Source organism: Desulfopila aestuarii DSM 18488, from assembly GCF_900143695.1.
In the GTDB taxonomy this organism is placed as follows: Bacteria; Desulfobacterota; Desulfobulbia; order Desulfobulbales; family Desulfocapsaceae; genus Desulfopila; species Desulfopila aestuarii.
In genome coordinates, this window is the sequence record NZ_FRFE01000040.1 from 1 (window position 1) to 13,950 (window position 13,950).

Annotated in this window: 12 protein-coding genes; 3 read left to right on the forward strand and 9 right to left on the reverse strand. The window is 47.5% G+C overall.

Annotated elements, in window-relative coordinates; all coding sequences use genetic code 11:
- The first annotated feature begins 44 nt into the window (after positions 1-44).
- Positions 45-323, forward strand: coding sequence for a transposase (locus BUF15_RS23240; RefSeq protein ID WP_073616307.1), 279 nt, complete (start codon positions 45-47; stop codon positions 321-323).
- Between the two features lie 354 nt (positions 324-677).
- Here BUF15_RS23240 and BUF15_RS23245 read toward each other — a convergent pair whose 3' ends face one another.
- Positions 678-881, reverse strand: coding sequence for a cold-shock protein (locus BUF15_RS23245; RefSeq protein WP_073616309.1), 204 nt, complete (start codon positions 879-881; stop codon positions 678-680).
- Between the two features lie 546 nt (positions 882-1,427).
- On the opposite strand from BUF15_RS23245, the gene cfa reads away from it, so the two are divergent.
- Both cfa and BUF15_RS28145 read left to right on the forward strand, forming a co-directional pair.
- Positions 1,428-2,627, forward strand: a complete 1,200-nt coding sequence (cfa, locus tag BUF15_RS23250) for a cyclopropane fatty acyl phospholipid synthase (protein WP_407642646.1) — start codon at positions 1,428-1,430, stop codon at positions 2,625-2,627.
- A 147-nt stretch (positions 2,628-2,774) separates the two neighbouring features.
- Positions 2,775-2,903 carry a hypothetical protein gene (locus tag BUF15_RS28145; protein ID WP_268753217.1) on the forward strand — a complete coding sequence of 43 codons (129 nt, stop codon included), beginning with the start codon at positions 2,775-2,777 and terminating at the stop codon, positions 2,901-2,903.
- Positions 2,904-2,919: 16 nt separating this feature from the next.
- On the opposite strand, the gene BUF15_RS23260 is transcribed toward BUF15_RS28145, so the two are convergent.
- From BUF15_RS23260 to BUF15_RS23295, 8 genes are all read right to left on the reverse strand, one after another.
- On the reverse strand, positions 2,920-4,653 hold the full coding sequence (locus tag BUF15_RS23260; RefSeq protein WP_073616315.1) for an LTA synthase family protein: 1,734 nt from the start codon (positions 4,651-4,653) through the stop codon (positions 2,920-2,922).
- Between the two features lie 76 nt (positions 4,654-4,729).
- Complete coding sequence (locus BUF15_RS28485; protein WP_084554448.1) at positions 4,730-5,044, reverse strand: hypothetical protein; 315 nt, start codon at positions 5,042-5,044, stop codon at positions 4,730-4,732.
- A gap of 93 nt (positions 5,045-5,137) precedes the next feature.
- Positions 5,138-5,794 (reverse strand): potassium channel family protein, encoded by a 657-nt coding sequence (locus tag BUF15_RS23270; protein ID WP_073616319.1) that lies wholly within the window; start codon positions 5,792-5,794, stop codon positions 5,138-5,140.
- An 18-nt stretch (positions 5,795-5,812) separates the two neighbouring features.
- Entirely contained in the window at positions 5,813-6,463 is a 651-nt protein-coding gene (locus BUF15_RS23275; protein ID WP_073616322.1) for a potassium channel family protein, read from the reverse strand.
- Positions 6,460-9,339 carry a cation-translocating P-type ATPase gene (locus tag BUF15_RS23280; protein WP_073616324.1) on the reverse strand — a complete coding sequence of 960 codons (2,880 nt, stop codon included), beginning with the start codon at positions 9,337-9,339 and terminating at the stop codon, positions 6,460-6,462. Before BUF15_RS23280 ends, BUF15_RS23275 begins: the two co-directional genes overlap by 4 nt.
- Positions 9,340-9,596: 257 nt before the next feature.
- The gene (locus BUF15_RS23285) at positions 9,597-10,031 is read right to left on the reverse strand and encodes a hypothetical protein (protein WP_200802465.1); all 435 of its coding nucleotides are present in this window, start codon (positions 10,029-10,031) and stop codon (positions 9,597-9,599) included.
- A gap of 347 nt (positions 10,032-10,378) precedes the next feature.
- Positions 10,379-10,867, reverse strand: coding sequence for an adenosine-specific kinase (locus BUF15_RS23290; RefSeq protein ID WP_073616326.1), 489 nt, complete (start codon positions 10,865-10,867; stop codon positions 10,379-10,381).
- Between the two features lie 109 nt (positions 10,868-10,976).
- Positions 10,977-13,514 carry a PAS domain S-box protein gene (locus BUF15_RS23295; RefSeq protein ID WP_159441364.1) on the reverse strand — a complete coding sequence of 846 codons (2,538 nt, stop codon included), beginning with the start codon at positions 13,512-13,514 and terminating at the stop codon, positions 10,977-10,979.
- Positions 13,515-13,950 lie beyond the last annotated feature (436 nt).

Sequence of the window (13,950 nt, forward strand, 5' to 3'; positions counted from 1 at the left end):
TACCTCAGTTGAGTTGTCCCCACAACGCAACGAAAGGAGAAGCAATGAGCCGTTTCCGCAAGTTATCACAGACGATATGGTGTTGTCAGTACCATATTGTGTTTGCGCTTCCCAAAATATCAATATTGAATTTTGTCGCAGTACTTAAAGAGCGGACAGCGATCAGAATTTTCAATAGAGTTAGGAAATTGAAGAATAAACCCTATTGGGGTAATCATTTCTGGTCACTCGGATACTGTGTCGATACCGTTGGTTTGGATGAAGAGATGGTACGGAAATATGTGAAGTATGAGCTGCAAGAAGAACAGAAACAGGAAAAATAAGACAGATGCTGGAAAGAGAAAAAGCTGAAGTTATCAATACCGGCCCCTCTGGTGTTGTTTATGTTTCTATTATTAAACCAGCGGCCAAATAGGTACAGCTGACATCATGATACAAAATAAGTATCCTCCTGGATTGCCCACAAAGTTGCAATCTCATCAGGAGGCCCAATCAGAGTGCCCATGAAAATTTCACCTAAATAATTGCCGGATTAATACAAGATGTGAATATTCTGGCCAACGTAGTGAAGGTGACCTTGGGACTGAAAGTCTGTCGTTTTCATCGGCAGTGGCTTCATGATTAACGACAAAGACCTAGCATTAGACTAGGTCTTTGTAGGGGTTGATTTGGTGAGGTTATTTTTTCAGGACAACGTTCTCTGCCGCGGGTCCTTTTGGACCTTTGACAACATCAAAGGTCACTCGTGCACCTTCCTTAAGTGATTTGAATCCCTCGGACTGTATTGCAGAATGATGAACAAAGACATCAGTACCGCCATCCATCTCAATAAAGCCAAAACCTTTTGCATCATTAAACCACTTTACTGTACCTTCAGCCATTTTGTAATACTCCTTTGCACTGTGGACCCTTTGGGAACCATTGAGTTATAACGCCGCATCCTTTAATACGACGACCTGAAGGCTGAGTGTCCAGGCGAAACAGCTTGCGTTGCAGAGAATTGCTTATGCTAAAACCAGAATAGGAAACTCTAGCCCTAATGCTAAAAGTAAGGATTTGTGGCCTGTTCAGCAGGTATACATTTCTGAGATTTACGTTAAATTATAGTTGTTAATTTGGAAAAAACCAAGGCTGACATGAAATGGCGCAGCTTTCTAGTCTTTTTTTATGGGTGGCTAAAGCAAAAAAAAAATGCAGAGACTGGGTTATCAGGAATAAGGAGGCTTGAGTGGAAAATTCCAGTTTCGTCGAGCCGGCGGAATAGCCTGGCGCATGACTCGGGCACTGAGCACTAAGCAGTAGCCAATCATCCTACATTCAGCTTGAAATCGGTCTCGGATCTGAAGTATAAATGTGTTAGGCTAATTATCTATTCCCGCCATTTATAAAAAACTACGTTTTCTTGGTAGGCAGAACATCTACCCATTCTGCCCACTGGCTTTACCGATAACTTCAACCATCAGGAGAAGTGTATCGCCATGAGAAAAGTAGCCATGTCAACCTCACAGAAATATTTCCAAACTCTACTACACGATGCTGATATTATCATAGGCGGCAATCGTCCCTGTGACATCCAGGTAAAGAATCCACGGTTCTTTGAGCGCGTCCTGGCAGTGGGCACCCTTGGTCTAGGCGAATCCTACATGGACGGCTGGTGGGAGTGCGAAGCCTTGGATGAGTTTTTTTGCAAGGTTCTGCAACGTCAACTCAACAGGACCATCCGCTTCAACACTGTCGACATATGCAGATACATCCAGGCTTGGTTGCATAACCGCCAGAACAGGAGGCGGGTCAAGCAGGTTGGTGAGCAGCATTATGATACCGGCAACGACCTGTTCAGCCTCATGCTCGATAAAAATATGGCTTACAGCTGTGGTTATTGGCAAAATGCCAGCACTCTTGATGAAGCACAGGATGCAAAACTTGATATGATCTGTCGCAAACTCCAGCTCAAACCAGGCATGCGGCTACTCGATATCGGCTGCGGCTGGGGCAGCATGGTACGTTATGCTGCGGAGAAGTATGGGGTTGAAGCTGTTGGCATAACCGTTTCAGAAGAGCAGGTACAGCTAGCACGTGAACGCTGTGAAGGTTTGCAAGTGGAAATCCGCTTGCAGGATTACCGTGAGTTGAAGGGTAAATTTGATGCCATTGTCTCCGTCGGTATGTTTGAACATGTTGGCTATAAAAACTATCGAACCTTCATGGAGATTGTACGCAAGATTTTGAACGACAACGGGCTCTTCCTTCTGCACACAATTGCTACCAACCACACCTCCCTCAACGGTGATCCCTGGTTTGATAAATACATTTTTCCAAACGGTATGCTGCCTTCAGCCAAACAGCTCACATCTGCCATCGAACATCACTATGTTCTGGAGGACTGGCATAATTTTGGGGTGTATTACGATCAGACCCTGATGGCCTGGTTTCAGAATTTTCGAGACAACTGGCCGAAATTGCACCGATCCTACGGCGACCATTTTTATCGCATGTGGAGCTATTACCTGCTCTGTATGGCTGGCTGCTTTCGGGCCAGATACCTGCATGTCTGGCAGGTCGTACTCGCACCAAATACCAGAAAAACAGGTTATCCATCGATCCGCTGCCCGGCTTGTATAACCTAGGGTGAGGTGAAGGTTATAAATATTTGTTCTGATAACACTTTACATTTTTGTTCAACAGAGTCTCTTCAGCATCAGTTGGAGCCAGACACACGGTGAATGGCAAGGAGCGGACTCAAGGGAGAATTCATCAAAAAAGGAGCAAACACCATGAATAAAGAACAAAAAGGCAACCGGGAAAAAAAGAAAAAAGCGTCCATGTCCACAAAAGAAAGAAGAGCAGCGAAAAAGTCGAAAAAGGATAGAAAGGGTATTTTGGATAGCGAAAAATCAAATTAAAACTACCGACGGCCGATTAACGAACGGACGCATTGCTGGCCAGACCCGAGCCCAAAGCAATGATGTGATTATAGCTGGTGGTCAGCTCTACAAGATTCACATCATGGTGATTTTTGCAGACCATCTCTCTGCAGATACGATTTTCGGTCAGATTATCGAGAAGAAAATCCATAAACTCATAATCTTTGTCCGGCAAGGCGATGTTTTTGCTCTCGGGGCCGAAATAAAACCAGATATTCTGTTTGAATTCGCCACCATCTTTCAGTGAATAGCCTAAGGTTTGGTAGGTTAAAGGACCGGCGTCCAAAGGTGGTAGGTGATCGCTGGTCACCAGGATCAGACTTTTCGGGTCCATCTCCCTCAGTCGATTAATGTACTCGGCAACCGCCTCGGCCCGGTAATAGTGTTGTTGAATGGCCAGATAGGCCTGAGAACCAGGTTTGACGCCCTGCACATCGACCTTCGGTGGAAAGCGGTCGGTATCGGTGACATGGGGCAAATGCCCGTAGATGCCCAGCACATAGTTGAGAAACGGCTTGCCGTCGGCCAGAAGCTTTTTCACATAAAACAGATTTTGGGAAAGAAGATCTCCGTCAAATATATAGCTGTTGGGAATGTCGTATTTCAGGTAGGTCTTGTGTTTATCCGTGTAAGCAGAGGGGAAATTTATCTCCTGAAATCCCATGGTCTGATAGGCTTTTTCCGAATTGAAAAACTCCGGTTTGTAAGATTGGGTAGCAATTGTCCGATAACCGGCCGAGTCAAGTAAGTTGGGTAGACAGGGACTGGAGGCACCTGTGAACATGCTGAATTCCGCAGGACTGTATAGCTCCAATGCAGGTACCCCGCAAAGAATCTCGAATTCGACCTGAGCCGTACCACCACCAAATACAGGCGACTTTGAAATATGTAAATTTTTCCGAAGCGCATCGAATTGCGGCGGGTCGGGGGATGTACGAAAATCTAAACCTGAAAAACGTTGGGGATCAAGAAATGACTCAAGAACCAGAATATGGATATTTCGGAAATCATACAGGGTGTTTACCAGCAGGGCCGGATTCCGGTCGGGGTCATCTATTACAGGATGCTGAGCCAGATCATCCAAGGCCTCGCGCTTGGTAGCGGCGAAAAGAAAAAGTGCGGTCGTTCGACCCATGACAGCCGAGGTGAAGCGGTCGGACCAGGGTATGATACTAAACCCCAAACTACGAGCTGCTTTAAGAAACTCCTTAGGCATGCAATAGGCAGTGACCGGCATCACTGCTGCAAGAGCAAGGAGCAGCAAAGGCACCATCAGCTCCCGGAGTCGACGCTTGAGGTTTTTTATAAAAACCAGCAACCAGACACAAAAAGTAAGCCCGGCTCCTATCCGTACCCAAACCGGAGATACGTTGAGTCCCTCCGGCAGCAAAAGGAGCTCATCCAGTTTAAAAATACTATGCATATAAACATAGTGCAGGTCGATAACCAGATAAAGTGCGATAATCGGCAAAGCAGCGAACAGAATGCGCCAGAAAGTCGGTCGCATCAGGTAAAGCAGCGCAGCATAGGTCAAAAGCAGATAAGGCAATTCAAAACGAATGGCGCTGCCAAATTCCTTTATACCGCCGACCAGCCCAAAGGACCATGAAATCATCCAAAGAACCACGCCTAAAACCACAGATGATACAACCGTCGTTATAACGGACCTGAGCAGCAGGCCACCGCCCTTATTGCTGAGGGAGTATGGCTGAAGTGAAAGTGTTAACATGAATGCATTCTATGATGATCAGTGGTCTGATCGCCTCTTAAAAAGAAGGTATTTCTCAAAAAGCACCAGCATTCTTCTAGAATTGAGCATATATGCCGATGATGCCGCCAAAAGCAAGAAAATTGAAAAATCGTGAATTATCGAACCAACAAAAACAAAAAGATCCAAAACACTTAAAAAAACGTAAAAGGGTCATAATGGATCGAGAGAGCAGCACGTTAACACTGTTATTGACGACTTTCAATAAAGACAGGATGTCCGGTTTGCACATGATGTCATTGATGTGGTCGAAGATAACCGCAGTATCGTTCAATGAATAGTCTGCCAATGTATGCAAAGCCGTGACCGTCAACAGTGTTATTTCGATATTCCAGCCACCATAGCCTTGGATCCGTGTCTAGGCTCTTCCACCCATGGCCTTCTCTTGAGCTCATGGCCGCAGATCGCAGGTGATTCGATAGCTATTAAGCAATTGATAATAATCTTAGAGTTTCTCAATCAAGGATGTTTCCAACCCAGCATTGGCGAGGGCAAGTACTTCATCCTCCGCTTCCAGAACTGTGTTGCCGCGTGGCACCAAAACCTCACCGGGACGAAATATGGCCACCAGCACAATACCGTCGGGCAGCTGCAGTTCACTCACTTTTTTTCCCACAGCCCAGGAACTTGGAGCAATCCGCTGCTCTGTGAGGGTCAATCGCCCCCGACGCATTTTGAGCAATGTAACCATTTCTCCCAAGGTTATTTCTTCCTGAACCAGGCGACTTATGATTTCAGCCTGATCGACAGCCACATCGACACCCATGTCTTTGGTGAATAGCCACCCGTTTTGAGGATTGTTGATCCTTGCCACTACCAACGGCACATGGAATTCATTGCGAGCCAGCAGGCACACAACAAGGTTGGTTTCATCTTCGCCGGCAACGGCTACTACTACATCTGAACTGTATGTCTCTGCTTCACGCAGGATTCCAGGAGATGAACCATCGCCGGCGATAACCCTTGCCGTCTGCAGGTCGGCCGATAGGCGGGTCGCAACCTCCCGACATTTTTCGATAAATGTCAAACTATGTCCTGATTTCACCATCAATTCCCCCAGGAGAGCCCCTGTTCTGCCACCTCCGACGATCAACACATTCATGCTTACCCCCTCCCGTTCTTACATCATTCCTAATAACTTCTTTAATTTCTCCATGGACGAACTGAGCACAGCAAGATACACAACATCTCCAGCGTGCAGCTTGCTACCGGAAAACGGGATGAGCGCTTTACCTTGTCGAACGATGGTTGAGATCATGATTTCGCCGGACACGGTCAATTCACTTATGGAATGTTCTGCCAGGTGTGGTGGCAAATCGATTTGGAGTATTTCCACCTCACCGTTTCCCAACGTAAGCCGAGAAGCCAAGTCCCTATGGGCAATCATCTTTAGGACTTCATTCGCAGCCCAGGTAGTGGCAGAAATGGTGGGAATGCCGAAACGGCGGTAGATCTCAGCACGTTCCGGTTCATGAACCCGTGTAACGATCTTGGGTACTCGGAACTCCCTTCGGGCAATGAGCGAGACCACGATGTTTGTGTTGTCACTGCTTGTCATAGCGACAAGAGCATCTGACTGCTCAATCTGCGCTTGCTTGAGCACTTCGCGGTCAAAGCCAACCCCAACAATTTTTTGGCCGCGAAAATTCGGCCCCAATTTTTCAAAGGCGCGCATATCCCTATCCACAATCACGACATCGTGCCCTCCCATGGAAAGGAGGGAAGCCAATTGCATGCCCACACGCCCACATCCGATAATAATTACCCTCATATGTCGTGCCTCCTCTCGTTCCCTCGTTCCTTGCTGTCTAGCGGTCCGGTTAGGCGGGTGTGTTTTCCAGATGTCCGCATCATCGCCTTCCGAGCCTCTTCACCGCCAAAAACCAGAGGGGTGAATGCAAACAGTACAAGCCAGCTCTCCCATCCAACTGGTGCTGTGCCGAGAAGGTTCTGAAAGAAGGGAACATAGATTGCGATGGCAGCAAAGGCTAATTCAAAAATGATACCCACAATGATCAGGGGATTGCTTAAAATACCTATGCTAAACACGCTGGCGCGCTCAGTGCGACATGCAAATACGTTGGCGACCTGCATTATCACGATGCCCAAAAACACCATTGTTGCGGCCTGACGCTGAAAAAGAGAACCGGGTGCAAAAAGTGGGTCGTTGCCGGTAACACCCCAGTACCAGCCGCAACGTGTCAACTGCCAGAAATAGCCAAACATAACTCCGACAGACGATAACAGGCCCAAATAGAAATAGCCTCGAAGGAGGGTGGCCCGATTGAGCAACCTTTCGCCGCGAGGTCTCGGTGGCCGCTGCATCACGTCCGGTTCAGGTCTTTCGATTCCAAGCGCCAACGCCGGCAAGGTCTCGGTGCCGAGATCAATGGCCAGTATTTGCAGGGGAGTCAGCGGCAGCGGCAAATTGAAGAGGGCGAACATTGCATATGGGGCCGCTTCCGCGGCCAAGTGCGCAAAGATATAGGTGACGAACTTTCTAATATTGTCATAAACGGCGCGACCCTCCTCCACTGCTGCAATAATGCTCGCAAAATTGTCGTTGGTGAGAATCATGGTGGAGGCCTCCTTCGCGACATCAGTGCCGCTTTGCCCCATGGCGACCCCTATGTCTGCTCTTTTCAGGGCCGGAGCATCGTTGACACCGTCTCCGGTAACCGCAACGATTTCCCCCAGTGAGCGAAAGGTTTCCACGATTCTCAGCTTGTGTTCGGGGGCAACCCGCGAAAATATTATTTCGCAAGAACTCGAGAGTGTCTTACCCAGTGTGTCTCCGTCCATGGCATCTAGATCGGAGCCGGTGATTATTCGTGGGCTGTTGTTACTCAAAATTCCAATTTTGCTGGCAATGGATACGGCTGTCAATCCATAGTCACCTGTGACCATGACCACCCGAATACCTGCGGATTGAGCTCGTCCTACAGCTTCGAATACTTCAGGACGTGGCGGATCCTGCATAGCTATCAGACCTATGAAGGTCAGCTGCTTCTCTACCAGTTCTATTGTGTGTTCCTGCAAATTGCCTGGCAGCAGGCGGAAGGCCATAGCTAGAACGCGTAAACCCACACCTGCATACCGGTCATTCTGCTTTATAGCGGCCGCTCTGTCTTCCTCGGTCATGACGCGCGCTTCCCCGGCTACGAGTAAATGTGTGCACAAAGAAAGAACTTCCTTGGGGGCACCTTTAGTGAATGCGGCCCGTGTAAAGGGTGGCACTCCAGTTGAAGCGTCTTCGACTTGATAAATGACTGACATGAGCTTGCGGCGGGAATCGAAAGGAAGTTGAGTCACGCACGACCATCGGTTCAGTTCGTGCTTTGAGTTAAAACCAGCCTTAATGGCAGCAACCAATAAAGCACCTTCGGTTGAGTCTCCGAGGATGCGCCATTGAGGCTTGTCTGGCTCCGGCTCAAGGAGTCGTGCATTGTTGCATAACGAGGCAACTCGAACCAACCATTGAATGTCATCTTCAAGATCTTCGGCCACGGGAGAGCCACCTTCAAGAACTTCTCCTGTTGGTTCGTAACCGATGCCGCTTACCTGTAGATCACGACCGCTTACCCATAACCCGGTTACCGTCATTTCATTTTGAGTGAGTGTACCTGTTTTGTCAGTACAGATGACGGTAGTTGAACCTAGTGTTTCCACGGCAGAGAGCTTCTTGACCAGTGCATGCCGGCTGGCTAATCGTTTTGCAGCGCTGGCCAGTGCCAGCGAAAGCGTCGGCAGTAAACCTTCTGGCACATTTGCGATGACAATGCCGATAGCGAAAATGGCACATTCGTGAAGGTTCAGGTGTGCTATGAACCTGCCGATCAGAAAGAAGACAACTCCGATAAGTAAAGAGAGTAGAGTAACCGTTTTGGATATGCTGCCGAACTGGATCTGGAGTGGAGAGGCTTCTGCTTTCACAGATTGTGTCACGTGTGCGATCTGCCCGAACGTGGTGGACATTCCGGTGGCAAAGACCACTGCTTCACTCGTTCCTGAGGCAACAGTTGTGCCCGCAAAAACCAGATTGGGCATCTGTGTCAAAGTCAATCCTTCGCACGCCACAGGCTCTGCCGTCTTACGTACCGGTTCAGACTCGCCGGTCAGCGTCGAGTTGTTGGTTCGCAGGTCGAATTCCTCTATTAAACGCCCATCAGCGGAGATATTGTCGCCTTCCTCCAAAATAAGGATGTCACCCGGCACAAGATCAGCGGCTGGTACCTTGATGGTTTCCCCGTTACGGCGAACTTTTGCTTCAATCGGTAATAGGCTCTGAAGTGCTGCAATAGCTCGTTCCGCTCTATATTCTTGGACGAAGCTGAACACAGCGTTGATGATAATGACAGCGACGATGGCAATGCCGGATTCGTTGGAATCGGTTGCAAATGAGAGTGCTGCAGCCGCCCAAAGAAGAATCGCGAAAATGTTGGTCAGGTTTACAGCAAATTTATGCCAAAGGGGAATGCCCTTTTCTTTCGTTATGAGGTTGGGACCGTACTGCGTCAGGCGCCGAAAGGCTTCGTCGGTACTCAGCCCACGATGGGAAGATCGAAAATGAGAAAGAACGTCTTCTGTGGATAGCGAGTGGTAAAGATTTGATTCAACAGAGGGAATTTCACTCGCGTATTTTTTCATATGTCTCATTGGTCACTCTTCAAGTTCACTCCATGTGAAAACCTGTGAGGAAGCGGATCGATAGTGAGATGATGACAAACAATCCTTTTTTTTTCAGAAACACTAACGAATGACCCCTCACCTCGCTTCCTGCCCGAAAAAAAACCAATTTTCCCGCACAATCTACAGACATGATTACATTTTTCTCTTCAAATTTGCTGGGCATCCCTACGGATAAGCCCCAAACCGCTATCGGTCTATTTTTTTTCCATCTCACCTCAAATCAATTTCCCCAACACGTATCCGATAATAATACCGATGAGCAAAGCGACGGTTAGGCCGCGATACGTCAATACATCTTTAGAGTAGCCTCGTTGGATAGCAACCAAAGACACCAAATAGCCTATCGCATTGAGCAGCCAGATGAAACCAGTTGACAAAACCTTGACCACAAGCGGTCCTACCACCGGGATAATTGCGATGATACGAACCAACCAGGCAAATGCATTGGATAATAGACCAAATAGAAAAACTCCGGAGGCGATAAGCTTCGCATCTATTTTGAAATGAACACCTAGCCAGACAAAGACGCCAATTATTCCCCAGATTGGAAGCATGAATTTCCAGTTTTTCCACCAGGGTATTTTGGTTAAATCCGAGTCGACGTCTTCTTGAGATCTTGAAGTTGCGGATTTGTTATTTTCCATAATCATTTAAAATGATTTAAAGAATAGCTACAGCTCAGCCCAAACATGAAGATCATGTTGTTGAGTAGGAAAGTCTCTATCCCTGGTGACATCCAGATAATAATCAAAAATCCTTTACCTCCTCTTCCTACACTTGATTCAGATAAGGAGGCCAAATGTATAGATATAACCTTAATATAATCGCTTTTTTTCTATCATCTGCCTTATCTACGAACTGCGGTAAGGACAATCTTTGTAAAGTGTTTTGAAATCGCGGTTTATATATAATAGGTTTTTCAATTTGTTGTTTGTTGCAGTTCATTGAACATTATTTACCTATGAATATCGGGTACATAGTTTGATATACCTGTTAATCACCGCTTGTATCCAAACCGACGCAAAAGCTCAATCCGCTCCTGCCTATCCGTGTCTGTCTCCAACCCTTTTGGGGGAAATCCGTCTATAACCCCAATGATTCCATTTCCCTGGTCGGAGGAAGCGATGAGCACCTGAAGCGGATTCGCGGTGGCGCAGTAGACGGTGCACACCTCAGGACAACTCTTGATTTGATTAAGGACATTAATTGGATAGGCATCACGCAGCAATATGCAGAAGACATGACCGGCGCCGATGTCATTCAAGGCATTGACACACCCCATAATCAGTTCATTATCGTTTCCCTCTGTCCGGATGAGACAAGGTCCGGAAGCCTCAGTAAAAGCTATACCGAAACATGGTTTGGGGACTGATGAGATTATTACCTCATACAGGTCTTCCACCGTCTTGATGAAATGGGTTTGACCGATAATAATATTGCATTCTTCGGGATAGTTGATCTTTACTGCATGGATCTCCAGAGTCATGATTTCCTCCGTTGGCTCGAAAAACATTTTTTCTTCAGTTTTTTACCATTGCCGGTTTCCGGTGACCTTATCTGAGCCTGAATGGTGATGTCCCTTGGTGGGAGGAATTCTACGGCACCAGCATGAGGTCAATCGTTTCCTTTAGTGCTTGCTTACTATAGGGTTTTTTCAGGAAAAAATGTGGCTGTTCTCTGAAATTACCGTTCATCACCTCCTGCTCACTGTAACCACTAACAAGTATCATTTTGAGATCAGGAGATATTTTCCGAAGCTTCTGAAGGGCCTCCAGGCCATTCATCCGAGGCATGGCAAAATCGCTGAGCACAAACTGAATTTCCTTTTTATGCTGCGTAAATATTTTAATGGCCTCAATACCGTCCATGGCGGTGAGAACGGAGTATCCAAGACTTGACAATAATGTGCTGGTGATTTCGAGAACAATCTTATCGTCGTCAACCACCAGCACCGTACCTTCCCGGCGTTTTTCTGGTGTACTCTTTACCACTACGGGAAGTGGGGATAAACGTTTCTGTGAGAGTGGGAAATAGCTACGAAAAGTACTGCCTGTACTCTGCGAGCTTTCTACGGTGACAACACCACCATGCGCCTTCACAATGCCCTTGACCACGGGCAACCCTAATCCGCGGCCGATCAGTTTTGTCGAATAGAATGGATCGAATATTTCTTCGATCTCGCTTTCCGATAGTCCGCAACCGCTGTCCCGAATTTCCAGACAGGCGTAGGATGAATCCTTCGGTTGCCAATCTTGCGGGAATCTGTGTTGCGAAGCTATCTCCGTTGCCAAGGAGACAGTCACACGCAAACTGATACAGCCATGATCATCAGTTGTCGCATCAGAGGCATTGGAAACCGTGTTGAGCAGGATCTGGCGAATTTCTTTAGTACTGGTATTGATGACAGGGCCGGGTGCGTGGAGATCAGCTTCCAGTTTCAGTCCCCGCCGCAGCCGGTTTTTCAGTGTGGGCAAACACTCCTGGCAAATCACCGCAAGATCACATGGTTCTCGTTTACTTTTAACCTGGCCCAGATAGGTGAGCATCATCCTGCTCACCTGGGCTGCCTGGTCAGCCGCATCGAGAGCGGATACCACGCTGTAACGGGCCGTTTCGCTGATTGAAAGCTGCTCCATGGCCAATTCAAGATATCCAATAACCACTTGTAGTTTATTGTTGAAATGATGGGCAATTGCCCCACCCATGCGTTGCAGGCTGGTGGTTTTGTTAATTTGCCGCTCTTTTTTCGCTTGTAGTAACCGATTCTCCTCTGACTGTTTACTCCTGGTTATTTCCCTGAAACTTCCACGACAACCAACCCATTGCCCGTGTGTATCATATACCGGGGTGCATGAGTGACTGAGCCAACGAACTTCACCGTCAGGGCTGAGGATGCGAAAATCCAGACCTCTGTTCTCCTGCACACCCGGGGGATGACTGATCGAAAGATGCTCGATCAGCATCGCCCTATCCTCTGGATGGACAATATGCTCGAGAAGCTCTGGATCATGATAAAATGCATCAGCCGTATACCCGGTTATACGCTTGCAGGAGGGTGAGACATATTTATAGGTGCCATCCGCTAGCTGCCAGGTTTCCATGCCATATGTATTCTCTGCAATCGTACGGTATTTCTCTTCACTCTTTCGCAACTCGTCCTCAGCCTGCCGGCGGCTGATCGCCAGCGCCAGAGTATCGGCTATTCTTTCAAAATGTTGAATCAGTTCAGGGGTAAACCTACCGGGACAGTGATCGTTGAATTGGATTAGCCCGAGGACACGATTAGCGATATGCATGGGAATGAGGGCAACCGATTCATACCCTTCGCCATTACAGCGATTGCGGGTACGAGCCTGGCGGTCACTTTCCGTGGTGTTTTCGAGCAGGGCTGAAGTATTGTTGCTCCAGAAGCTGCCCCTGGCGGTGAAAAAGGGCTGCGCGGGATCAAATCGGCCCGACAGGACATTGCCGCACATACATTCAAGTACGGGATTGCCGGTCAAGTCGCGTTGCAGCGTTCCGTCCGGCCCATAGGCGCATAGAGCGCTCTCCTTCTCGACAAACGACAATGGAAAGCCACGGGTTTCATAGTAGGGATAGTCTTCACCATCCCGCAACCGGATACCAACAGCTTCGCAACCTGACCAGTTCTTCAGGGACTCGGTTAACTCAGATATACAGGTCCGCAGATCACTGCTTACGTTCATCTGGGTAATTAGACGGGCCATGAGTTCTCGCTCTTCTGTCACTTTTTTTCGACCGGTAATATCCGTAAAAATGACATGGCACACCTTTTCACTTTGTGCATCGTATGAGATCGTCGCCTGCATCTGTACCATGAACGTACTTGCACCTGCTTTCATCATCCTCAGTTCGAAAACCTGTGTCTTGCCCAGGACAAACAACTGCCTGTGGTATTGGCTGTAGGTGTCGTTATCCTCTTCATGAATGAATCTTGGTATCGACAGGTTGATCAGCGTGTCGCGGGGGACATTGAGCAGGCATGCAGCGTGCAGATTGGCCTCAACAATCATCCCTATCTCATTGACGGTAAGGCAACCTACCGGTACTGCGTTGTAGAAATCGAAATACCGATCACGTTCGGTTAAAAGTTGCTTCTGTTGTCTCAGCAATTCTTTGCCCAGACGATTGAGTTGTGTCTCATAATTTTGAAATATATGAGACAATTCTTGTTTGCCTTCGGCAGAGAGTGGTTCGGAATTTGAAAAATAAAGGCTGGTGTCTATCTGTGGGCGCGTATCTTCAGGTAGTTTCAGATGCTGAGAATGTACGTCTTGATTGTTTTCGTTTCCCATTGGCGTACGTCCCCCTCTCTCTCCACCTTCGATCTATCTTTTTGCCTTTTCACCGTTAGAATATGAATCTGTATTTTTGGCGTAATAACCTGAAAACAAAGATCTATTACAAATAGCATAATCGAATATGAGACTTTATTATGTTTATTATATCAAATCGGAAGCAAAATAATCAATGACTGCAAAGGAGGGATAGGCCATTACTTGTTAAACCTGGTTTATTCTTGAACGGATAATACCATTGCTAATGTAG

What these genes read in the sequence shown, in the direction of transcription:
- BUF15_RS23260 (WP_073616315.1), bottom strand. Translation starts at nt 4,653, where the DNA reads ATGTTAACACTTTCACTTCAGCCATACTCCCTCAGCAATAAGGGCGGT.
- BUF15_RS28145 (WP_268753217.1), top strand. Translation starts at nt 2,775, where the DNA reads ATGAATAAAGAACAAAAAGGCAACCGGGAAAAAAAGAAAAAAGCGTCC.
- BUF15_RS23245 (WP_073616309.1), bottom strand. Translation starts at nt 881, where the DNA reads ATGGCTGAAGGTACAGTAAAGTGGTTTAATGATGCAAAAGGTTTTGGC.
- BUF15_RS23285 (WP_200802465.1), bottom strand. Translation starts at nt 10,031, where the DNA reads ATGATTATGGAAAATAACAAATCCGCAACTTCAAGATCTCAAGAAGAC.
- BUF15_RS23280 (WP_073616324.1), bottom strand. Translation starts at nt 9,339, where the DNA reads ATGAAAAAATACGCGAGTGAAATTCCCTCTGTTGAATCAAATCTTTAC.
- BUF15_RS23270 (WP_073616319.1), bottom strand. Translation starts at nt 5,794, where the DNA reads ATGAATGTGTTGATCGTCGGAGGTGGCAGAACAGGGGCTCTCCTGGGG.
- BUF15_RS23240 (WP_073616307.1), top strand. Translation starts at nt 45, where the DNA reads ATGAGCCGTTTCCGCAAGTTATCACAGACGATATGGTGTTGTCAGTAC.
- BUF15_RS23275 (WP_073616322.1), bottom strand. Translation starts at nt 6,463, where the DNA reads ATGAGGGTAATTATTATCGGATGTGGGCGTGTGGGCATGCAATTGGCT.
- BUF15_RS23290 (WP_073616326.1), bottom strand. Translation starts at nt 10,867, where the DNA reads ATGACTCTGGAGATCCATGCAGTAAAGATCAACTATCCCGAAGAATGC.